The 21848-nt window shown below is 69.0% G+C and carries 23 protein-coding genes; 16 read left to right on the top strand and 7 right to left on the bottom strand.

What is annotated here, in order from left to right:
- The coding region (locus OUA97_RS18900; RefSeq protein WP_267233583.1) for a tRNA1(Val) (adenine(37)-N6)-methyltransferase at window positions 1-579 on the top strand (579 nt) is incomplete at its 5' end.
- Here the strand turns inward: OUA97_RS18900 and OUA97_RS18895 are convergent.
- Window positions 576-1454 carry an acyl-CoA thioesterase gene (locus OUA97_RS18895; RefSeq protein ID WP_267233582.1) on the bottom strand — a complete coding sequence of 293 codons (879 nt, stop codon included), beginning with the start codon at window positions 1452-1454 and terminating at the stop codon, window positions 576-578. The genes OUA97_RS18900 and OUA97_RS18895 overlap by 4 nt on opposite strands.
- An 80-nt stretch (window positions 1455-1534) precedes the next feature.
- Between OUA97_RS18895 and OUA97_RS18890 the strand changes: the two genes are divergently transcribed.
- Window positions 1535-1957 (top strand): VOC family protein, encoded by a 423-nt coding sequence (locus tag OUA97_RS18890; RefSeq protein ID WP_267233581.1) that lies wholly within the window; start codon window positions 1535-1537, stop codon window positions 1955-1957.
- Here the strand turns inward: OUA97_RS18890 and otsA are convergent.
- The gene (gene otsA / locus OUA97_RS18885; protein WP_267233580.1) at window positions 1954-3327 is read right to left on the bottom strand and encodes an alpha,alpha-trehalose-phosphate synthase (UDP-forming); all 1374 of its coding nucleotides are present in this window, start codon (window positions 3325-3327) and stop codon (window positions 1954-1956) included. The two genes, OUA97_RS18890 and otsA, sit on opposite strands and share 4 nt — an antisense overlap.
- 374 nt (window positions 3328-3701) lie before the next feature.
- Here otsA and OUA97_RS18880 point away from each other — a divergent pair, with 374 nt between their 5' ends.
- Entirely contained in the window at window positions 3702-4400 is a 699-nt protein-coding gene (locus tag OUA97_RS18880) for a peptidoglycan DD-metalloendopeptidase family protein (protein WP_267233579.1), read from the top strand.
- A gap of 57 nt (window positions 4401-4457) precedes the next feature.
- Here OUA97_RS18880 and ilvC read toward each other — a convergent pair whose 3' ends face one another.
- Window positions 4458-5477, bottom strand: coding sequence for a ketol-acid reductoisomerase (gene ilvC, locus OUA97_RS18875; protein ID WP_267233578.1), 1020 nt, complete (start codon window positions 5475-5477; stop codon window positions 4458-4460).
- Here ilvC and OUA97_RS18870 point away from each other — a divergent pair.
- Window positions 5476-5658 (top strand): hypothetical protein, encoded by a 183-nt coding sequence (locus OUA97_RS18870; RefSeq protein ID WP_267233577.1) that lies wholly within the window; start codon window positions 5476-5478, stop codon window positions 5656-5658. The genes ilvC and OUA97_RS18870 overlap by 2 nt on opposite strands.
- Window positions 5659-5682: 24 nt before the next feature.
- Window positions 5683-6237: a DUF924 family protein gene (locus tag OUA97_RS18865; protein WP_267233576.1), complete on the top strand. Its 555-nt coding sequence runs from the start codon at window positions 5683-5685 to the stop codon at window positions 6235-6237.
- Window positions 6238-6277: 40 nt separating this feature from the next.
- Here OUA97_RS18865 and OUA97_RS18860 read toward each other — a convergent pair whose 3' ends face one another.
- Entirely contained in the window at window positions 6278-6577 is a 300-nt protein-coding gene (locus OUA97_RS18860; RefSeq protein WP_267233575.1) for a hypothetical protein, read from the bottom strand.
- Between the two features lie 174 nt (window positions 6578-6751).
- On the opposite strand from OUA97_RS18860, the gene OUA97_RS18855 reads away from it, so the two are divergent.
- From OUA97_RS18855 to OUA97_RS18830, 6 genes are all read left to right on the top strand, one after another.
- Window positions 6752-7588 carry a thymidylate synthase gene (locus OUA97_RS18855; RefSeq protein ID WP_267233574.1) on the top strand — a complete coding sequence of 279 codons (837 nt, stop codon included), beginning with the start codon at window positions 6752-6754 and terminating at the stop codon, window positions 7586-7588.
- 100 nt (window positions 7589-7688) lie between these two features.
- The gene (locus OUA97_RS18850) at window positions 7689-7910 is read left to right on the top strand and encodes a hypothetical protein (protein ID WP_257736772.1); all 222 of its coding nucleotides are present in this window, start codon (window positions 7689-7691) and stop codon (window positions 7908-7910) included.
- Window positions 7911-8028: 118 nt separating this feature from the next.
- The gene (locus OUA97_RS18845) at window positions 8029-8712 is read left to right on the top strand and encodes a response regulator transcription factor (protein ID WP_267233573.1); all 684 of its coding nucleotides are present in this window, start codon (window positions 8029-8031) and stop codon (window positions 8710-8712) included.
- Window positions 8709-10109 (top strand): sensor histidine kinase, encoded by a 1401-nt coding sequence (locus tag OUA97_RS18840; protein ID WP_267233572.1) that lies wholly within the window; start codon window positions 8709-8711, stop codon window positions 10107-10109. Before OUA97_RS18845 ends, OUA97_RS18840 begins: the two co-directional genes overlap by 4 nt.
- Window positions 10106-10624, top strand: coding sequence for a dihydrofolate reductase (locus tag OUA97_RS18835; RefSeq protein WP_267233571.1), 519 nt, complete (start codon window positions 10106-10108; stop codon window positions 10622-10624). Before OUA97_RS18840 ends, OUA97_RS18835 begins: the two co-directional genes overlap by 4 nt.
- A gap of 63 nt (window positions 10625-10687) precedes the next feature.
- Window positions 10688-11599: an SMP-30/gluconolactonase/LRE family protein gene (locus OUA97_RS18830; RefSeq protein ID WP_267233570.1), complete on the top strand. Its 912-nt coding sequence runs from the start codon at window positions 10688-10690 to the stop codon at window positions 11597-11599.
- 129 nt (window positions 11600-11728) lie between these two features.
- Here OUA97_RS18830 and OUA97_RS18825 read toward each other — a convergent pair whose 3' ends face one another.
- A complete protein-coding gene (locus tag OUA97_RS18825) occupies window positions 11729-12829 on the bottom strand; it encodes an NADH:flavin oxidoreductase (RefSeq protein ID WP_267233584.1) in 1101 nt (366 codons plus the stop codon).
- Window positions 12830-12996: 167 nt separating this feature from the next.
- Between OUA97_RS18825 and OUA97_RS18820 the strand changes: the two genes are divergently transcribed.
- Window positions 12997-14274, top strand: a complete 1278-nt coding sequence (locus OUA97_RS18820) for a cytochrome P450 (protein ID WP_267233569.1) — start codon at window positions 12997-12999, stop codon at window positions 14272-14274.
- Window positions 14275-14383: 109 nt separating this feature from the next.
- On the top strand, window positions 14384-15286 hold the full coding sequence (locus tag OUA97_RS18815) for a hypothetical protein (protein WP_267233568.1): 903 nt from the start codon (window positions 14384-14386) through the stop codon (window positions 15284-15286).
- Here OUA97_RS18815 and OUA97_RS18810 read toward each other — a convergent pair.
- Together OUA97_RS18810 and OUA97_RS18805 are read right to left on the bottom strand one after the other, a co-directional pair.
- Window positions 15283-16479: an OprO/OprP family phosphate-selective porin gene (locus OUA97_RS18810; RefSeq protein ID WP_267233567.1), complete on the bottom strand. Its 1197-nt coding sequence runs from the start codon at window positions 16477-16479 to the stop codon at window positions 15283-15285. The genes OUA97_RS18815 and OUA97_RS18810 overlap by 4 nt on opposite strands.
- A gap of 132 nt (window positions 16480-16611) precedes the next feature.
- A complete protein-coding gene (locus OUA97_RS18805; protein ID WP_267233566.1) occupies window positions 16612-17559 on the bottom strand; it encodes a LysR family transcriptional regulator in 948 nt (315 codons plus the stop codon).
- A gap of 151 nt (window positions 17560-17710) precedes the next feature.
- On the opposite strand from OUA97_RS18805, the gene OUA97_RS18800 reads away from it, so the two are divergent.
- From OUA97_RS18800 to OUA97_RS18790, 3 genes are read left to right on the top strand one after another with little or no spacing between them, the layout of a single operon-like run.
- Entirely contained in the window at window positions 17711-18790 is a 1080-nt protein-coding gene (locus OUA97_RS18800) for an HlyD family secretion protein (RefSeq protein ID WP_267233565.1), read from the top strand.
- Window positions 18787-20319, top strand: a complete 1533-nt coding sequence (locus OUA97_RS18795; RefSeq protein ID WP_267233564.1) for an MDR family MFS transporter — start codon at window positions 18787-18789, stop codon at window positions 20317-20319. Before OUA97_RS18800 ends, OUA97_RS18795 begins: the two co-directional genes overlap by 4 nt.
- Entirely contained in the window at window positions 20303-21775 is a 1473-nt protein-coding gene (locus tag OUA97_RS18790; protein WP_267233563.1) for an efflux transporter outer membrane subunit, read from the top strand. Before OUA97_RS18795 ends, OUA97_RS18790 begins: the two co-directional genes overlap by 17 nt.
- Window positions 21776-21848 lie beyond the last annotated feature (73 nt).

The raw sequence follows: 21848 nt of genomic DNA, 5'->3' as shown, positions 1-21848 counted from the left end.
CTGCTGGCTGCGGCGAGCCGCCGCCCAGGCGCCGGCTTCGTCGGCGTGGAGCGCGATCCGGCCGCCGCCGCCCTCGCCCGCCGCCACGTTGCGGCCAACGGCCTGCAGGCCCGGGTCGAAATCCTGGAGGGCGACGTCGCCCTGCCCTTCAAGCAACTTGGCCTGGCCCCGTTCGACGCGGTCATGGCCAACCCGCCGTTCTTCGACGATCCGGGCGTTCTGCGCGCGCCCGCGCCCGAGAAGGCCGGCGCCTGGATGGCTGACGGCGGTCTGGCCGCCTGGATCGGCTTTCTGTTGAAGGCGGTTCGGGAGGGCGGCTCCATCACCCTGATCCACCGCGCCGACCGCTTGGCGGACATCCTGGCCCTGCTCACGCCCAAGGCCGGCTCTTTCCAGATCAGGCCGATCCACTCACACGCCGACGCGCCGGCCAAGCGCGTGCTGGTCCGCGCGCTCAAGACCGGCAAGGCGCCGCTGCAGATGCTGCCCGCGCTCGTCCTGCATCCGCGCGAAGGCGCCAAGCACACCGACGAGGCTGAGGCGATCCTGCGGGGCGAGGCCGCCCTTGGCTGGAGCTAGCCCTTGAACCACACCACCTGGTGCGAGACCGCCAGCAGCACGCCGTCGTCCGACCAGATCTCGGCGCTCTGGTCGTTGAACCCGTGGCGGAAGACGCGTGCGTCGGCCACGCCCAGCACCGGGCGTGCGCCCTGCCGGGCGAGCGCCGCCTCGTCGGCCATGAAGTAGCTCGACAGCGAGACCGTCGCGACCGGCGGAATGTCGCCGCGCACCTGCAGGATCTTGACCACGAAGGTGTCGCAGATCGCCGCCAACGACACGTAATCCAGCGGCCGTGGCGGTTCGTCCCGCACCCAGCTGTGCGACAGGGCCGCCCCCGGCGTCTGCGGGCTCGCCGTTCCGGCGATCGGCTCCCCGCGCTCGAAGCGGAACTCGTAGCGGCCGCGCCAACCGGACCGGCCAGAGGTGTCGAGCACCGGGGTCTGCGCGGCCGGCGGCGTCTTCGGCGGCGCAGCCGCCGCATGGCTCCAGGTTTCCCGATCCGGGCCGGTGACGGTGCTCGCGGTGGTCACCACGACCCCGGCCTGCAGCATCTCCACCTGCCAGTGCTGGGTGGAGCGCCCGTCACGCACCAGCCGCACCGTCACCTCGAACGCGCCCTCGGCCACCGCAGCGCAGAAATTTACGGTCTGGGCCACTGGCCGCCCGCGTCGCTGCGGATGATCGAGCACGGCCCTCATCAGGATCGCCGCGGTCGTCCCGCCAAACGGCCCAGCCATGTTCCAGTAGGCGGCCGAGGTCGCGCCGCGATAGGCGCCCGGCCCGGTCGGCTCCAGGCGGACGGCGTCATCAAGCGGATGGAGTGCGGTCGAGGCGTCGGTCATCGACCCAGCATGACCGGCCGCGCCGCCGGCGTCGATGACCTCGCAGGTCATCGCTTTTTGCAAAGCGAATAGTTTACAAAATTAGTCGGTCATTTTAGGAAAGCATCAACTTTCCAAATCAGGGGGCCGCAATGTCGCCGACCACTCTCGAACGACCGCCGCTGGCCGGGTGCATTCTGCGCGTAGTACGGCCGACCGATCAGATGGACGCCGTCGTCGCATTCTATCGCGACGGCCTGGGCTTCCCAGAGCTCACCCGCTTTTCCGACCATAACGGGTTCGACGGCGCGATCCTCGGCTTTCCGGGCGCGCCCTATCACCTGGAGTTCACCCGCGCCCACGGCCGGTCCGCCGGCCGTGCGCCGACGCCCGACAACCTGCTGGTGGTCTACATGCCCGACGCCCGCGCCTGGAGTCGGATGATCGGGGTCATGCAGCGGCGCGGCCACCGCCCAGTGGACTCGTTCAATCCGTACTGGGATCGCGAAGGCGTCACCTACGAGGACCCCGACGGCTACCGGGTGGTCCTCCATCAGGGGATATGGCCGGTCTAGCCGCCGGCCAGCGCCGCGACATAGGCGTCGCGCCAGGCCGACACGTCGGTCCGCCGTAGGTCGTCCATCAGGGCGCTCCAGCGGTCGACCCTCTCGGCCCGCTCCATGGCCAGGCCCCGCACGATGGCCTCAGCCACCTCCTCGCGATTGAACGGGTTGACGATCAGCGCCTGGCCCATCTGCTCGCTGGCCCCGGCGAACTGCGACAGCACCAGTACGCCCGGATCGGCCGGATCCTGGGCGGCGACATACTCCTTGGCGACTAGGTTCATCCCGTCCCGCAACGGCGTCACCAGACCGATCTTCGCGGCGCGGTAGACCCCCGCCAGCTCATCGCGGCGATAGCCGCGGTTCACATAGCGGATCGGCACCCAGTCGATGGTCGCGAAGGCCCCGTTGATGCGGCCAGTCACCGCGTCGAGACGCGCACGGATTTCCTGATAGGCGTCGACATCCTCGCGGCTCGGCGTCGCGATCTGCAGCAGGAACACCTGCTCGCGCAGTTCCTCACGATCGGCCAGCACCTGCTCGTAGGCCAGGAACCGCTCCTCCAGGCCCTTGGAGTAGTCCAGGCGATCCACTCCGACGATCATCGCCCGGCCGTTGAGGCTGACCTGCATCCGCTCGAACTCAGCCTTGGCGACCTCGCCGGACGCTGCGGCCTCGAAGCTCTCGACGTCCAGCCCGATCGGAAACGCCCCGACCCGCGCCGAACGCCCGAACGCATGGGCCACGCCCTGGTCGTCGACCCGGCCGCCGGCTTCGGAGATCACATAGTCGCGGAAGGCGCTGGCTGAATCTTCGGTCTGGAACCCCAGTAGGTCATACGCGAACAGCGCCTCCACCAGCGCCTCGTGGTCCGGCAGGGTGAGCAGCAGCCGCCGCGCCGGCCAGGGGATGTGCAGGAAGAAGCCAATGCGGTTGCGCACCCCGCGTCGCCGCAGCTCCTGGGCCAGCGGGATCAGGTGATAGTCGTGGATCCAGATCAGGTCGTCTGGGCCGATCAGCGGGGTCAGCGCATCAGCGAAGCGCGCATTGACCCGCCCGTAGCCCTCGCTGAACGACCGCTCATAGGCGCTGAGATCGACCCGGTAGTGGAACAGCGGCCACAGCGTGCGGTTGGCGTAGCCGTTGTAGTATTCCTGGCGGTCCTGCTCTTCGAGATCCACCGTCGCCACGGTGACGCCGCCGACCTTCTGAACGGCGATCTGGCCGGAATACTCCTCGACCGTCTGGCCGCTCCAGCCGAACCAGACGCCGCTGTGCTCGCGCAGCGCCGCCGCCAGCGCCATGGCCAGGCCGCCGACCGCCCCCTCGCCGCCGTCGCCGGGCGGCTGCACCCGATTGGACACGACGATCAGACGACTCATCGCGCGCGCCCCGCAGCTTTGCGGGCACGCACGGGTATAGATTTCAATTCTACAAACAGTATTTGAGACTTTCCTTGGCCGCGATCAGAAGACCTGAAACGCAACGCTCGACCGGATCAGATCGAATCGCATGATCCGACCGCTCGCCCACATCGACATCGGGACGATACTGCGAACAAATCGCGCTCACCTTGTAACACATCTCATGGGCGCGTCGCCCAGCCTCACGCAACCGTGACCTTGCCGAAATAGACCAGCGACACCCGGTCACATGCTGCCTCGCCGCGCGAGTCTCCATATGGATCCGCAAGGGCGAAGCCGGGCCCGGCGCCCAGCGCCGATCAGCCGCCATTCGAAGAGGAAACGACCGACGCATGCTCCGCGCCACGACGACGCCTGCCGCCGACAAGTTCCAGATCTGGATGACTCAGACCTGGCTGACCCTGGGCGCCGCCGTCCTCGCCGCAGGTTTCCTCCAGGCCGGCGCCCACGCCGCCGCCCGCGCCAATTTCACCAGCGCCCATGGGACCAAGCCGTTGGCTCTGGCGCTTGAGCCCGTCGCCCCGCCGGCGAACGGCGAGAAGGTTCTGGCCTGGCAGGGCAAGGACGTCGACGGCGACGGCGCGGCCGACTTCGTCAATCCGACCGGTCAGGCCCCGCGCACGCACGACGCCTACGGCTTCGGGGCGTTCGGCGCCTCCCGCGACGGCGGCGCGCGCCAGCACGAGGGCGTCGACTTCATCGCCCAGGCCGGCCAGCCGGTCGCCGCTCCGATCTCCGGCTACGTCACCAAGATCGGCATGGCCTACGCCGACGACAAGCACCTGAAGTTCGTCGAGATCACCAATCCGGCGATCAGCTACGTGGCGCGGGTGTTCTACATCGACCCCAGCGTCGCCGAGGGCGACGTGGTCCGCCTGGGCCAGGACATCGGCGCAGCCCACGGCCTGCAGGCCCGCTATCCGGGCGGCATGACAGACCACGTCCATCTGGAACTGATGGGCCCCGACCGTCAGCGGATGGACGCCACCGCGGTCCTTACCCAGCGCTACGTCACCCGTTTCGGCGCCTAAAGCAAAAGGCCCGGGCTTGCACCCGGGCCTTCCGATGTTCCGCTGCGTTCGGCGCCCTTAGTTGCGGGCGGTGTCGACCAGCTTGTTCTTGGTGATCCACGGCATCATGGCGCGCAGGCGCTGGCCGACGTCTTCGATCTGATGCTCGGACGCGCGGCGACGGGTCGCCTTCAGGCTCGGCTGGCCGGCCTCGTTCTCCAGCATGAAGTCGCGGACGAAACGGCCCGACTGGATGTCTTCCAGCACGCGCTTCATCTCGGCCTTGGTCTCCGGGGTGACCATGCGCGGGCCGGTGACGTACTCGCCGTACTCGGCCGTGTTCGAGATCGAGTAGTTCATGTTCGAGATGCCGCCTTCGTAGATCAGGTCCACGATCAGCTTCACCTCGTGCAGGCACTCGAAGTAGGCCATTTCGGGCGCGTAGCCCGCCTCGACCAGGGTCTCGAAGCCGGCGCGGATCAGCTCCACCAGGCCGCCGCAGAGCACGGCCTGTTCGCCGAACAGGTCGGTCTCGCACTCTTCACGGAAGGTCGTCTCGATCACGCCCGAGCGGCCGCCGCCGATGGCCGAGGCGTAGGCCAGGCCGAGGTCGAGGGCGTTGCCCGTGGCGTTGTGATGGATGGCGATCAGGCACGGCACGCCGCCGCCCTTCTGGTATTCGCCGCGCACGGTGTGGCCGGGGCCCTTCGGCGCGACCATCAGCACGTCGATGGTGTCCTTGGGCTCGATCAGGTTGAAGTGCACGTTCAGGCCGTGCGCGAACAGCAGCGCCGCGCCGTCCTTGATGTTCGGGGCGATTTCGTTGGCGTAGATGCCGCGCTGCAGTTCGTCGGGCGCCAGCACCATGATGGCGTCGGCCCAGGCCGAGGCGTCGGCGACGGTCATCACCTTCAGGCCGTCGGCTTCCACCTTCTTGGCGGTGGCCGAACCCGGACGCAGGGCTACCACGACGTCCTTGACGCCGGAGTCCTTAAGGTTGAGCGCGTGGGCGCGACCTTGGCTGCCATAGCCTACGATCGCGATCTTCTTGTCCAGGATGCGGGCGAGGTCGGCGTCGCGGTCATAGTAGACGCGCATGATCATTCTCCTGAAGTCGAAGGTAGCCACGGTTCCGCGCAACGGCGCCGCAGCAAAGGCCGGGCTATGGAGGGGAATTTTGCGCGCAGGTCAAGGGAAGCTCGCCGCGATGCGGCGTTTCGCCGGAAAAACTGAATGCGCGCGCACGCCCTTGAACCGAAACCGCCGCCGTCGGACATAGACTATCCAGACTGGAGGGCGATGAATGGCGGCGACACCCAAGGACGTGGTCGGCTTCTGGACGGCGGCCGGACCCCAGAAGTGGTTCGCCAAGAGCGCCAAGTTCGACGAGGCGATCGCGCTCCGCTTCGAACCGGTGCACCACGCCGCCGCCCGCGGCGAGTACGACGGCTGGATGGCCTCGGCCGAGGGATCGCTGGCGCTGCTGCTCCTGCTCGACCAGTTCCCGCGCAATCTCTACCGCGGCTCGGGCCATGCCTTCGCCACCGACCCCAAGGCGCGCCACGTCGCCCGCAACGCCCTCGCCTCAGGCCACGACCGCGCGACTGAGGCGGGCCTGCGCCAGTTCTTCTACCTGCCCTTCGAGCACTCCGAGGATCTCGCCGACCAGGACGAGGCGGTGCGCCTGTTCACCCGGCTGAAGGACGACGCCGGCGATGCGGAATCGCTGCGCTGGGCCGACCTGCACCGCGAGATCATCGTCCGGTTCGGCCGCTTCCCCCACCGCAACGCGTGCCTCGGGCGGGTCAGCACCACCGAGGAGCTGGCGTTCCTGAGCGACGGCGGTTTCGCAGGCTAGGGCATTTACCGCCGAAGCGCGCGCCAGTTCAGCGAGGAGCCTAGGGCCCGACGCCCGGAGCGATCGCGGAGTTGGCCTGAATGTCGGACACCGCCTTGCGGGCCTCGTCGCGGCGGGCCTTGGCCTGCGCCGGGGTCATGCAGATCTTCTTGGAGAACCGGCTGCCGGTCTCCATCTCGTACTTGCAGACGAGCTTTTCTTCCTTGGCCTTGTCCGGGGCGGCGACGGGCGCGGGCGCTGGAGCCGCAGGCGTCGCGGCCGCCTGCGGCGGCGGCGACGGGGTTTCGGGAGCAGCGCCGGAAGCGGCCAACACCGCGGCGAGGGCGAGCAAGGCGAACATCGAGCAGATCCTGAAGCCGGCGCGCCGGGCGACAGCGCAACCAATGGGTTTCTCTGGACAATCTGCGCTATCTGGGATTTGCCGTCCAGCTGTGGACGAACTCCCCATTGGGGCGTTCACGCCGAGACCGAATCACCACCGAATCACGTTCCGAACAGCCAGCGGTCCCGCCTGATGAACGCCCACGTCGCCATCGCCGAAGCCGCCGCCGATCATCCCGAGCGGCAGTACCTCGACCTGCTCCAGGACATCCTGGACAACGGCGTCCAGCGCGGCGACCGCACGGGCACCGGCACGCTCGGCGTCTTCGGCCGCCAGATGCGCTTCGACCTGGCCAAGGGCTTCCCGCTGCTGACCACCAAGAAGCTGCACCGCAAGTCGATCATCCTGGAACTGCTCTGGTTCCTGCGCGGCGACACCAACGTGAAGTGGCTGCAGGAGCGCGGCGTCAGCATCTGGGACGAATGGGCGGATGAAGGCGGCGAACTCGGCCCTGTCTATGGCAAGCAGTGGCGCTCGTGGACCGCGCCGGACGGCCGGGTGATCGACCAGATCGCAAATGTCGTCGAGGGGCTGAAGACCATGCCCAACTCTCGCCGCCACATCGTCTCGGCCTGGAACCCGGCCGACGTCGACGACATGGCGCTGCCGCCCTGCCACTGCCTGTTCCAGTTCTTCGTGGCTGACGGAAAGCTCTCCTGCCAACTCTACCAGCGCTCGGCCGACGTGTTCCTCGGCGTGCCGTTCAACATCGCCTCCTACGCCCTGCTGACCATGATGGTCGCCAAGGTGACCGGCCTGGAGCCCGGCGAGTTCGTGCACACCCTGGGCGATGCGCACCTCTACCTGAACCACCTCGACCAGGCCCGCGAGCAGCTCGCCCGCCAGCCTCTGCCGCTGCCGGTCATGGAGATCGCCGACAAGCGCGACCTCTTCGCCTTCGAGTTCGAGGACTTCAAGCTCCGCGGCTACAAGGCCCACGACAAGATCGAAGCCCCGATCGCGGTCTAACCTTACAAACTTGCGAGTTCGCCGACCGGGGGCTGAGGGCCCTACGGTGTCTGCTCTCCTCGTCCGGAACGATCCGGCCGACATTCTCTAGGAGAGCCTTATGCGCCACCTCATCGCCCCCGCCGCCGTCGCCCTCAGCCTGATCGCCGGCTCGGCCGCGTTCGCCGCCACCCCGGCGCCCGCCGCTCCGGCCAAGACCGCCATGGCCGCCAAGCCGACTCCCGCCGCCAAGAAGACTGAGTGCGAAAAGGCCTGGAACAGCCAGAAGACGCACACCGGCGACAAGGCCGCCTTCGTGAAGGCCTGCGTCGCCAAGGGGTGATCCCCAGCTCCCCTAGTGTGCGTTGGTCGGGCGGCCGGTCTCCCGCGGCCGCCCGACCGTCTTGGAGGCCCGTCGAAACCGCGCCATCCTCGCCGGCGAGCAATTCGGAGCGCCGCCCATGAGCCGCCGCATCCTGCTGGTCGAGGACGACGCCGAAACGGCCGACTACATCCTCAAGGGCCTGCGCGAGGAGGGCTACACGGCCGAGCACGTCGCTGACGGCCGCGACGGCTTCTACGCCGCCAGCGGCGAGGGCTTCGACGCCATCGTCATGGACCGCATGGTCCCGGGCATGGACGGCCTCAGCGTCATCAAGGCCCTGCGTGCCGCTTCCATTTCCACGCCGATCATCATCCTCTCGGCGCTCAGTCACCTGGACGAGCGGGTGAAGGGCCTGCGGGCCGGCGGCGACGACTATCTGACCAAGCCCTTCGGCTATTCCGAGCTGTCGGCGCGGCTGGAAAACCTCATGCGCCGCCGCTCCGGGCCGGAGGTCGAGACCAAGCTGGTCTGCGGCGACCTTTCGATCGACCTGCTGTCGCGCCGGGTCAGCCGCGAGGGGCGCACGCTCGACCTGCTGCCGCGCGAATTCAAGCTGCTGGAGTACCTGATGCGGCACAAGGATCGGGTCGTCACCCGCACCATGCTGCTCGAACAGGTCTGGGACTATCGGTTCGACCCACACACCAGCGTCGTCGACACCCACATCAGCCGCCTGCGCAAGAAGATCGACGAGGGGTTCGCCCAGCCGCTGCTGCACACCCTGCGCGGGACAGGCTACCGCCTGTCGCAGGAGCCGTGAGGCCGCTCGGCTCGCGCCTGCGGCCAGGGGCGGTGTTCTTCGTCCTGCTGGCGGTGGCGCTCTCGGCCCTGGCGGTCGGCCTGCTGACGATCGACCGGGTCGGCGAAGCGATCATCGGCAAGCGCCAGCGCGAGGTCGCCGAGGCCGCGCGCGACTACTTCGTCGCCTTCGCCCACGAGGAAGGCCTGGCGCCGCTGGCCCGCGCACTCGATCTGCGCGAGAAGACCGATCCGGGCGGCGCCTTCCGCTACGCGCTCTATGACGCTGGCGGGCGGCTGCTCGGCGGCGCGCGGCTGGAGGCGGCCCAACAGCTGCCGGCCTCCGGCGCGGCCAAGCTGGACATCGTCGAGGACGGGCGCGGCTCGCCCTGGCGGGTGCTGGTCCAGCCGCTGTCGATGGGCGGCTCCCTGGTCGTCTACGAGGACATCGGCGAGCGCATCGCCTTCCGCCGCGCCCTGCTGGCCAGCGCCGCCGCGGCCCTGCTGGCGGCGGTCGGCGCGGTGCTGCTGGCGGCGATCTGGTTCAACGGCCTGCTGCTGGCGCGCATGGAGACCCTGGCCGCCACCGCCGGCCGCATCGCCGACGGCGACCTCTCGGCCCGCACCGAGGTTCACCCCAAGGGCGACGTCTTCGACCGGCTCGGCCTCTCCATGAACGCCATGCTCGACCGCATCGAAGAGCTGATGACCGGCATGCGCACAGTCACCGACAGCCTCGCCCACGACCTGCGCTCGCCGCTGACCCGCATGCGCGCCGACCTCTCCCGCGCCCTGGAGCCGCAGATCGGCGATGAAGACCGCCTCGACGCCATCGAGCAGGCCCACGGCGAGGCCGACCGCGCGCTCTCGACCCTCTCGGCTCTGATGGACATCGCCCGCGCCGAGGCCGGGCTCTCACGCGACATGATGGCTCCACTCGACCTCGCCGCCCTGGTCGCCGAGGTCGGCGAACTGTTCGCCCCGGTGATCGAGGACGCCGGCCAGACCTTCGTCGCGCCGGAGCCGCGCGGCCCGCTGGTCGTCCAGGGCCACGAGCTGATCCTGCGCCAGGCGGTCGGCAACCTGCTGCACAACGCCGCCCATCACGCGGGCGAGGGCGCGGTCGTCCGCCTGGCCCTCGAAGAGACCCCCGGCCTGATCCGCATCGTGGTCAGCGACAGCGGCCCTGGCATCGCGCCGGAGCACCGCGGCCGGGTGCGCGAGCGGTTCGTGCGGCTGGACGCGGCCCGTTCGAAGCCGGGCGGCGGGCTGGGTCTGGCCATCGCGGCGGCCTGCGCCAAGCTGCATGGCGGAACCCTCGAACTGGAGGACGCCCATCCCGGCCTGCGGGCGGTGATCGGCCTGGCCGACAATCGGCTGGGTCGCTCATCCCAGGACTCTGCTATGAGCGGGACATGAGCATCCCGATCCTCACCGCCGGCCCCCTCGCCCGCGACCGCAACGGCGTCATCGGCAAGGACGGCTCCCTGCCCTGGCGGCTGAAGACCGATCTCGCCAACTTCCGGGCGGTCACCATGGGCAAGCCGGTGATCATGGGCCGCAAGACCTGGGAGAGCCTGCCCAAGAAGCCGCTTCCCGGCCGCACCAACATCGTGCTCACCCGCGACGGCTCGTTCGAGGCCAAGGGCGCGGTGGTCTGCGACAACTTCAGCGAGGCCGTCTCGATCGCTCGCGAGCAGGCCGCCGAGGACGGCGTGGACGAATTCTGCGTCATCGGCGGAGCTTCGCTGTTCGAACTGGCCCTGACCCGCGCCCAGCGCATCTACCTGACCGAGGTGGACGCCGAGGTGGCCGGCGACGTCACCCTCTCGCCGATCGACGAGAGCCGCTGGACCGAAGTCAGCAGCACCTCTCACCCCGCGGGCGAGGGCGACGAACACGCGTTTAAAATTCGGGTGTTGGAACGGCGCTGATCGGTCATAGTCGCGGCCTCAACGCCACCGCTGCGAGTGGCGAGCCAAGGAGGGACCGCGACCATGGACATGCAGCTTGTCGCCGAGGGCTTCGAATTCCCCGAAGGCCCGATCGCCATGAACGACGGCTCGGTGATCCTCACCGAGATCAAGGCCCAGCGCCTCACCCGCGTCTATCCGGACGGGCGCAAGGAGACGGTCGTCGAGACCGGCGGCGGCCCCAACGGCGCGGCCATCGGCCCGGACGGGGCGATCTACATCACCAATAACGGCGGCTCGTTCACCTGGCCCCAGCAGGACGGCCTGACCATCCCGGGCCCGCCCCCCGACACCCACAAGGGCGGCTACATCCAGCGCTTCGACCTCGCCACCGGCGAGCTGAAAACGCTCTACGACAGCTGCGACGGGCGCCCCTTTGTCGGCCCCAACGACCTGGTGTTCGACAAGCAGGGCGGTTTCTGGTTCTCCGACCACGGCGCCAGCACGCCCGATGGCCGCCGCTTCGGCGCCCTCTACTACGCCAAGATCGACGGCAGCCATGTCAGCCGCCAGCGCGACCACCTGATCGCGCCGAACGGCGTGGGCCTGTCTCCGGACGAGAAGACCGTCTATCTCGCCGACACTCAGCTCGGTCGCCTTTGGGCCTTCGACGTCGTCGAGCCGGGCGTGCTGGCCCCGCCCGCCGGCTTCGCGCCCGGCCGTTCGGTCTGCAACCTGCCCGGCGTGCAGTTCCTCGACAGCCTGGCGGTCGAGGCCTCCGGCAAGGTCTGCGTGGCCACCATCCTCAATGGCGGGATCACCGCGTTCGACCCGAACGGAACGGTCGAGCACTATCCGGTGCCCGACTTCATCACCACCAACATCTGCTTCGGCGGCCCGGACATGAAGACGGCCTGGATCACCGCCTCCTCGACCGGCAAGCTCTACAAGACCACCTGGCCCCGTCCCGGCCTGAAGCTGAACTTCAACGCCTGAACTTCTCCCTCCCCCTCGTGGGGAGGGTGGATCGCCGCAACGCGGCGAGACGGGTGGGGACATACAAGCGCCGGACCCACCTTGATCGCTGCGCGATCGTCCCTCCCCACGAGGGGGAGGGAAAGTCGCCTAGTACAGCGTCGCCAGAGCCTCGCGCTCGAAGTTCTTGAGCTCGCCCGTGCGGCCTTCGCGGATCTTCACGACCCATTCCGGATCCTGCAGCAGCGCGCGGCCGACCCCGACCAGGTCGAAGTCGCCGCGGTCCAGCCGGCGCTCAAGCTCCTCCAGCGACGCCGGCTTGGAGCCCTCGCCCGCAAACGCGGCGATGAACTCGCCCGACAGCCCCACCGAGCCGACGGTGATCGTCGGCACGCCGGTGAGCTTCTTGGCCCAGCCGGCGAAGTTCAGGTCCGAACCCTCGAACTCCGGCTCCCAGAACCGGCGCTGCGAGCAGTGCAGGATGTCGGCGCCCGCATCGACCAGCGCGCCAAGCCAGGCTTCCAGCGCCGCCGGGTCCTGGGCCAGCTTCACGTCGTAGTCCTGCTGCTTCCACTGACTGATGCGGATGATCACCGGATAGTCCGGCCCCACCGCCTTGCGCACGGCCTTCAGGATGTCGGCGGCGAAGCGCGCCCGTCCCGGCAGGTCCTTGGCGCCATAGGCGTCTTCGCGCTGGTTGGTGCCCTCCCAGAAGAACTGGTCGATCAGATAGCCGTGCGCCCCGTGCAGCTCGATCGCCTCGAAGCCCAGCGCCTTGGCGGCCGCGGCGGCCTCGGCGAAGGCGCGGATCGCGTCGGCGACCTCTTCGTCGGTCATCGGCGCGCCGAATTCCTTGCCGGGGCGAGACAGGCCGGACGGGCTGTCATAGGGCCCGGGCGGGTTCCACTCCGGGTCGCGGGTCCGCACGTTGCCGACGTGCCAGAGCTGCGGCGCCATCACCCCGCCGACCGAATGAACTTCGTCGATCACGTGCTTCCAGGCGGCCAGCTCCTTATCGCCATGGAATCGCGGAACGTTCTTGTCGTTGAGCGAGGCGGGCCGATCGACGCCCACGCCTTCCGAAACGATCAGCCCGACCTGGGCTGCGGCGCGTCGCTTGTAATATTGCGCCACCTCGTCGGTCGCCACGCCGCCGGGCGAAAATGAACGCGTCATGGGTGCCATGACGATACGGTTGGGAAGGCGCAGACCCTTGAATTCAAAGGGCTTGAAGAGGCTGTCGGCCGACATGGTCGCTCCGGTTTCAAACAGGTGTTCGCTGGCTTCGGATTTACGCACGACCGGTCGTTTTGTCAGTTCAGATTTTCTGTTGCACGCCAGCAACTTCCCCTGAAGCCATTCCGGCGCCATTGTCAGGTGAACAGCGGTCACTCAAGGCCGGACTCGGAGGAAATGTGATGAGCGACGGCGCCGTCGATCTTAAGTCTGAAGCTCGGGCCAAGGCCTACGCCCTGCCGCTCGATGAGTTCAATGTGGCCGACCCGGAGCTGTTCCGCTCCGAAACCATGTGGCCCTACTTCGAACGCCTCCGGAAGGAGGATCCGGTCCACTACCACAAGGAAGGCCTGCACGACGACGGCCCCTACTGGTCGGTGACCAAGTACAACGACATCATGGCGATCGACACCAATCACGAGGTGTTCTCGTCGGAGCCGTCGATCACGATCTTCGATCAGAAGGAGGACTTCACCCTCCCGATGTTCATCGCGATGGACCCGCCCAAGCACGACGTCCAGCGCAAGACCGTCAGCCCGATCGTCTCGCCCGCCAACCTCCATGCACTTGAGCCGCTGATCCGCGAGCGCATCCAGCGCACCCTCGACAGCCTGCCGATCGGCGAGGAGTTCGACTGGGTCGACAAGGTCTCGATCGAACTGACCACCCAGATGCTGGCCACCCTGTTCGACTTCCCGTGGGAGGATCGCCGCAAGCTGACCCGCTGGTCGGACGTGGCCACCGCCGGCCCGGAGTCGGGCCTGTTCAGCTCCACCGATCCCGAGGTCGCCGAGCAAGAACGCAAGATGGAGCTGTTCGAGTGCGTGGACTACTTCACGCGCCTCTGGAACGAACGGGTCAATGAACCGCCGAAGGGCGATCTGATCTCGATGCTCGCCCACGGAGAGGCCACGCGGAACATGGACCGCATGGAGTATCTCGGGAACCTGATCCTGCTGATCGTCGGCGGCAACGACACCACCCGTAACACCATGACCGGTTCGGTTCTGGCCCTGCACCAGAACCCCGACCAGAAGAAGAAGCTCTACGACAACCCGTCGCTGATCCCGTCGATGGTCTCGGAGACCATCCGCTGGCAGACGCCGCTGGCCCACATGCGCCGCACCCTGACCCGGGACTTCGAATTCCAGGGCAAGCAGATGAAGAAGGGTGAGAAGGTCATCATGTGGTACGTCTCGGGCAACCGCGACGACGAGGTCATCGATCGGCCCAACGACTACATCATCGACCGCGAGCGGCCCCGCAACCACATGTCGTTCGGCTTCGGCATCCACCGCTGCGTGGGCAACCGCCTGGCCGAGCTGCAGCTCAAGATCCTCTGGGAAGAGATCCTCCAGCGCTTCCCGTCGATCGAAGTGGTCGAGGAGCCCAAGCGCGTCCTCTCGTCCTTCGTGAAGGGCTACGAGGTGATGAAGGTGGTCATCCCGACCCGGTACTGATCGCGCCAAGGGCGGCCTACGTCGAAGCGTAGGCCGCCTTCGTAGCAGGGCCGTTGAGAGCTGCCCCGCCCCCGCATAGCGGCGACCGGTCAATCACCGGAAGCTGCTCATGCGCCTACTGATCGCCGCCCTCGCTATCCTCGCCGCCACGTCCGCCCGGGCGCAGGACGTTCCGATCGTCCAGGCCGGCGCCGACGGCCGTTTCGAGCGCCAGATCGACGCCAAGACACGCTCCGACGGCTTCGGCCCAGGCGAGGTCGCGGCGTTTCGCGGAGCCATTTCGCCGATCATCGAGCAGCTTGCGGCCATGCCGGCCGTCAACGCGCCGCCCGCCCCGGTCTGTCACCGGCTTAAGTCGTGGATCGAGCTGATCAATCCCCATGGGGTCATGGGGGCCGAAATCGCGGTCATGGCCCCGATCAGCTTTCGGGACGGGCGCTGCAGCCGGATGACCGGCGGCGGGATCATCCTGAAGGTCAACATGCCCGGCGCCGGGCTTGACCCGAGCCGCGCCAATGTTCGGCGCGACGAGCGCGACGGCGACTGGTACGTGCTGGCCTTCAAGCCGGCCCGCAATCCTCGGCTGGTCGAGTACGAGTTGAACGGCGACGACTACGCGATCATCACCCATGGGCGCGCGCCCGCCTTCCGACCGGTCAGCATGGAGCGCTATCTGCGGGAGAAGATCGAGCAGGCCCGCCGCGACGGTGCGGACATCGTCGTGCGCGAGACCGAGACGGCGCTCGCCGCCCTCAGCCCCGCCCGCCGTCTTCAGCCAGCCTGCATGGTCTCGGGATATGAGCTGTCGGCTAGCCCGGCCTGCCCGCCCGAGCGGACCCTGGTCGAGTTCAATCCGGCCTATTTCGACCGCAGCCGGCCGACCGATGTTCAGTTGCTGATCCTGGGCACGCCCGCCCACCGCTACCATGGCGAGGATGACGCCAAGCTGGCCTCGCGCACGCAGATGTGGAAGGCGATCGACCGTGCCGCACTCGCCGCCCGGGTCCGTTAGAACGCGATCTGCAGCCGGCCCGCCAGGCTGTCGCCGTCGTCGACCCCGGCGTACTTGCCGGCCCGGTGCGTGACTTCCCAGTGGCTGAGATTGACCATCAGCCGCAGCCAGTCCTCCAGCCGCCAGTTGACCCCGACCTCGGCCTCCTGGCCCTTGCCGCCCAGCGGCGCGTCGGTGTTGTCGACGCTCTGGTAGCGCACCGCCACCTCCCAGGCGCCGGGCCCGCCCCTCGAAACCGGCGCGCGCGGCGCAATCTTCACGAAGGTCCCGCCCCGGCTGGAATAGGCCGAGTTCTCGCCGGTGATCATCCAGCCGGCGGTCCAGGCGGTCGCATCGGCGGTCACGTGGTCGGTGCGCGTGTCGATCACCCGCCGGCCGGCCTCGACGAACCCCCAGACCGGACCGCGCGCCGCGCCCAGCTCCACCCCGTACCCGGCCCCGTAGACCGGATCGGCCAGGGCGCCGAGCGGGACCTGGACCTCCTTGTTGAGGTGTCCAGCCCAGGCGGTGTTGCGCGAGTGGCTGTCCATCCCGGGCGGGAAGTCCTCATAGAAGCCCCAAGCCCCCAGGTGCACGACGCCGGCCGGCGACTTCACCGGGTTCCAGTGCGTCCGCGCCAGATAGGTGGTCACGTCCTTGGCGACCCCCAGATTGCCCGGATCGTCGCCCGCCACCTGGGCCGTGACGTGCCAGTCGGCGCCGTAGACCTTGGCGATGCCGCCCCAGCCATAGAAGCCCTTCAGCGGAATCACCGCCAAGGCCACCGCATTGCGCTCCAGGAACGGCGTCCCGTCCGAGCTGCTCGACCCGTCCAGCCCGCGCTCGCTCAGGCGGTTGCCCAGCACCAGTTCGACGTCCTTGCCCGCCCAGCGGTCGCGCCAGGCCAGGTAGGTCCCGCGCAGGATAGCCTTGTCTCCGGCGAAATCGCCCTCGGCGGTGTAGAACAGATGCTCGCCGACCATGCCTTCGACGCCGAACCGCAGCGCGCGGATTTCGTCGCCGACGACGTTGCGGGCGGCGAAGGCCGACCCGTCGGTCGTCGAGGCGTCCACCAGCAAACGCCCTTTCGGCCGCAGGCTGAAACCGCCGTCGGCGGTCACGAACTGGCGCCCGTCCCAATGGAAGTCGACGTCCGAGGCGGCGGCGGGCGCAACGCCGGCGGCAAGCGCCGCCGCGCAGGCGAAGGCTGACAACTTGAAAATGACGACGCCCCCCAACGGCCTGCCCGACTCTGAGCTTCGCCGCAGCCGGCGTACCTGCTCGTCCATAAGACGCAGCCGATCAAGGCCTCAGCACCGAACCGGCCGATCTAATCGTCGCGGCGCCTAGATCTTCCGCCCGACCTCGGCGATCAGGGCCAGCAGCCAGGCGACCGCGCCGCGCTCGCCCCGCCGCACCACCGCCCCCAGGGTGAACGGCGGCGAGGCCCCGCTCGACTCGATCACCACCACCCGGCCGGCCTGCTCGGCCAGCATGGCCAGCCGCCGCGGCATCAGCGCCGCGACGTCGGTCTGGCCCACCATGACCAGGGCCGAATAGGCGTCCGGCACGCTGACTGGGCTGTCGACCTCGCGCAGCGCGACCCCGCCCAGCGCGTAGGAGTCGTGCCAGTTGGACAGCCGCTGCAGGCCAAGCCCGCGGCCGCGCGCCGGTTCGCGCGGCTCGGCCCCGGAGATCAGCAGCCGCGGCAACTTGGCCAGCACCTCGTCCGAAATGCCGGGCGACAACGCCGGATGTCCGGCACGGATCACCCAGACCCCGGTCTCGTCGAACAGCGGCGCGTGTTCGAAGCGGTCGTCGACATGGTCGAAGGCGCCGATCACCACGTCCAGCCGCCCGCGGTCGAGGTCCTCGACCACGTTCGAGGTCGGCGACACCAGGTGCAGCTTGGCGCCCGGTGCCTCGGCCAGCACCCGCCGCACGACCGCCGGCATGATCACCGAGCTGGCGTAGGGGCTGGCGGCGACGTGAAACAGCCGATCGGTCGTCGCCGGATCGAACCGGCTCGGCGACACGGCGTCTTCCAGCATCTTCAGGGCCGCGCGGATCGCCGGCGCCATTTCCAGGGCGCGCGGCGTCGCCTGCAGACCCGACGCCCCGCGCTCGAACAGGTCGTCGCCCAACGAGGCGCGCAACCGCCCCAGGGCATGGCTGACCGCCGACTGGGTCAGACCCAGCCGCTCGCCGGCCCGGGTGGCGCTCTGCTCTTCCAGCAGGGCCTGGAACACCCGCAGCAGGTTCAGATCCAGCGTATTGAAATGCGCATCATTCATTTTCGTAGTGACAAACTATCATTTGGCTCATGGCAAGGGGAGGCATATCTGCCGCGCTCCGGCTTGGGCCCTCCCCGCCCTCGCCTCATCATAAATCGGAACCCTGCGCGGACGGCGATCCACCGGCCGCGCGCAGACGTTGGAGCAGCGCGTGAGCGACGCGGAAGGCTATCAGGCGATCGCCGAGGCCGAACAGGAAGCAGCCAGCCACCGGCCGCCGGAACGCACCCTTGGCCAGAAGCTGCGGCTGCCGCTGATGATCGGCGGCCCGGCCCTCGTGCTGGCGGTGGTCGGCTACTTCGTGCTGACCGGCGGGCGTTACGAGACCACCGACAACGCCTACGTCCAGACCGCCCGCACGGCGATCAGCCCCAGCATCGACGGGCGGGTGATCGAGGTCGGCGTCAAGGAGAACCAGGCCGTCCACAAGGGCGACATACTGTTCAAGCTCGACCCGGCCGACTACCAGGTCGCCGTCGCCCGGGCCGAGGCCGCCCTGGCGGCCGCGCGCTTCGACGTCGAGAGCACCCAGGGGGTCTACGCTCAGCGCGGCGCCGACCTCGCCGCCGCCCAGGAGCGGGTCAGCTACACCGAGCGCGAGGCCGTTCGCCAGAAGGACCTGGCCGCCGCCGGCGTCTCGACCCAGGCCCAGGCCGACCAGGCCGCGCACGAGGCCGAGCAGGCCCGCCGTCAGGTCGCGGTGGTCCGCCAGCAATTGGCCTCCGCCCTGGCCGACATCGGCGGCCGCGCCGGCGCCTCGCCCGACCAGCATCCCAAGGTGCTTCAGGCCAAGGCCGAGCTGGAACGCGCCCGCCTCAACCTGTCCTACACCACTGTCCTGGCCCCAGCCGACGGCGTCGTCGCCAAGGTCGAGCAGCTCCAGCCCGGCAACCGCGTGGCCACCGCCCAGACGTTGTTCTGGCTGATCTCCGGCACGCCCTGGATCGAGGCCAACTTCAAGGAAGATCAGCTCGCCCACATGCGGGTCGGCCAGCCGGCGAGCGTCAAGGTCGACGCCTATGACCACGAATTGAAGGCCCACGTCGTCAGCTTCAGCCCCGGCACCGGCTCCAGCTTCGCGCTGCTGCCGGCCGAGAACGCGACCGGCAACTGGGTCAAGGTCGTCCAGCGCCTGCCCGTGCGCCTGGCGCTCGACGAGGCCGCGCCGAATCTCAGCTCCGGCCTCAGCGCCGTCGCCAAGGTCGACGTCCGCTCGGCGCTCGGGAAATGACCATCGCCGCCGCCAAGCCCGGCGATGGCGTCAACGTGGCGGCGATCACCATCTCCGTCATGCTGGCGACGGTGATGAACTCGCTGGACACGACGATCGCCAACGTCGCCCTGCCGCACATCCAGGGCAGCGTCTCGGCCTCGGCCGACCAGATCACCTGGGTCCTGACCTCCTATATCGTCGCGGCCACGATCATGACGCCGCTGACCGGGTTCCTGTCCGACCGGCTCGGCCGCAAGACGGTGTTCCTGGTCTCCATCGCCGGCTTCACGGTCGCCTCGATGCTGTGCGGGATCGCCGGCAACCTGGCCGAGATCGTTCTCTTCCGCCTGCTTCAGGGCCTGTTCGGCGCAGCCCTCATCCCGCTCTCCCAGGCGGTGCTGCTCGACATCAACCCACCCGAGAAGCACGGCCAGGCCATGGCCGTCTGGGGCGCCGGCGCGGTGCTCGGCCCGATCCTCGGCCCGGCGCTCGGCGGCTGGCTGACCGACAATCTCGACTGGCGCTGGGTGTTCTTCATCAACCTGCCGATCGGCGTCCTGGCCTTCGCCGGGGTCTTCCTGTTCCTCTCCGAGAAGAAGGGTTCGGAAAAGCGGCCGTTCGACGCCATCGGCTTCGCCACCCTGGCCCTGGCGATCGGGGCCTTCCAGATGATGCTCGACCGCGGCCCGGGCCAGGACTGGTTCGGCTCGGCCGAGATCTGGACCTATCTGGTCGTGGCGGTGATCGCGATCTGGATGTTCGCCGTGCAGATGGCGACCGCGCCCAAGCCCTTCGTGGCCCGCGCGCTGCTCGCCGACGCCAACTTCGTCACCTGCTGCGTGTTCGGCTTCTTTATCGGCATCCTGCTTTACTCCACTCTCGCCCTGCTGCCGCCAATGATGCAGACCCTGCTCGGCTACCCGGTCGCCTTCACCGGCCTGGTCAGCATGCCGCGCGGCGTCGGCTCGTTCATCGCCATGTTCGCGGTGGGCCAGCTCATCGGCCGAGTGAACATCAAGCTGATCCTGATCGCCGGCCTGTCGATCAGCGCCGTCTCGCTCTGGCAGATGACCCACTTCAGCCTCGACATGGACACCCACCTGATCATCGTGTCGGGCTTCCTGTCGGGCGTCGGCACCGGCCTGATCTTCGTGCCGCTGTCGACCATCGCCTTCGCCACCGTGCGGCCCGAGCACCGGGCCGAAGGCGCCGGCCTCTTCACCCTGATCCGCAACATCGGCTCGGCGGCCGGCATCTCGATCATGCAGGCCCGTTTCGTCACTGGCATCGAGGTCCACCACTCGACCCTCGTCGAACACGCCCGCCCCGACAATCCGCTCTACCACGCCTATGCGCCGCTGGTGTTCCAGACCCAGAGCGCCATCGCCGGGCTCAACGGAATGATCACCCGGCAGTCGGCGATGCTGTCCTACATCGACGATTTCCGGCTGATGCTCGGCATCACCATCCTCTGCGCGCCGCTGATCCTGCTGATGCGCTCCCCCAAGACCAAGACCGAGACGGACCACCATGTCGCTGTCGACTAGATCCCGCCGGCGCGCGCTGCTCGGCGCGAGCCTGTCCATCCTGCTCACCGCCTGCGCGACGGTGGGGCCCGACTTCAGGTCGCCCGACGCCCCGACCGCCGGCGGCTACGCCATGGCTGGCGACGCCGCGCCGGAGGCCGCCCGGCTCGATCCGGCGACCGCCGCCAGCGGCCCCTGGTGGAGCGCGCTCGGCTCGCCTGAGCTCGACGCCGTGATCCGCCAGGCGATCGCCGGCAGCCCGACCCTGGCCGAGGCCGACGCCACCCTGCGCCAGGCCCGCTCGGCGTTGGCCCAGGCCCGCGGCGAAGCCGGCCCCCAGGCCGACCTCAACGCCGGTGTCCGCCGCGAACGCGCCAATCTCCAGGCGTTCGGCTTCACCGGCTTCGGCGACATGCAGCTGGAGAACCCGACCTTCACGCTCTACTCGGTCGGCGGCGGCGTCGGTTACGACCTCGACCTGTTCGGCGGCGAGCGTCGCCGCATCGAAGGAGCGGCCGCCCGCATGGAGGCGCAGGCCCGGCGCGCCGAGGCGGCCTATCTCACCCTCACCGCAAATGTCGCGCTGCAGGCGGTGACCATCGCCACCCTCCAGGCCCAGATCGAAGCCACCGAGCAGATGATCGCCGCCGATCAGGCCAACGTCGAACTGGTCCGCAAGGCCAACGCGCTGGGCGGCTCGACCAGCACCGCCCGCGTCGCGGCCCAGAGCCAGCTGGAACAGGACCGCACCCTGCTGCCGCCGCTCCGCGCCCAACTCGCCGCCGCGCGCCACGCCCTGGCCGTGCTGGTCGGCCAGGCGCCCGCCGACTGGACGGCGCCGGACTTCCAGCTCTCGCACCTGACGCTCGCCGCGCCGGTTCCCCTCGCCCTGCCGTCCGAGCTGGTGCGCCGCCGGCCCGACATCCTGGCGGCCGAAGCCGAGCTGCACGCGGCCACCGCCGACATCGGCGCGGCGACCGCCGACCTCTATCCAAAGATCCGACTGACCTCCTCGCTTACCCAGGGCTCGCTGAAGGTCGGCGACCTGTTCGGCTACGACGCCAACGGCTGGGACATCGGCGCCGGCCTGACCGCCCCGCTGTTCAACGGCGGCGCGCTGAAGGCCCGCCGCCAGCAGGCGCGCGAGGCGGCCGGCGCGGCCTCGGCGCGCTACCAGCAGACCGTGCTCACCGCCTTCGCCCAGGTGGCCGACGCTCTCACCGCGCTCTCGGCCGACGAGGACGCGCGCGCCGCGCACCAGCGCAGCCTGTCCCAGGCCGACGAGAACCTGCGCCTGGCCAAGGTCGCCTACGAACGCGGCGGCGGCGCCTTCCTCGAGGTGCTCGACGCCCAACGGCGGGTCAACGAGGGCCGCGCATCCCTGGCCCGCGCGGAAGGCCAACGGCTGGCCGACGCCGTCCGCCTGTTCGCCGCCACCGGCGCCGACTGGCGCACCGAGGCCGCCGCCGGCGACTAGCTCCCCGGAACACCGATCTTCGAAACCCGATCGACCGTTCCCGCGTTCAGAACAAGCTGAACCGGACGATTGG

The sequence above is a fragment of the Phenylobacterium sp. 58.2.17 genome (assembly GCF_026411515.1).
Lineage (GTDB): Bacteria > Pseudomonadota > Alphaproteobacteria > Caulobacterales > Caulobacteraceae > Phenylobacterium.
The sequence above is the reverse complement of the archived record's forward strand: the minus strand, read 5'-3'. Positions and strand labels throughout refer to the sequence as shown.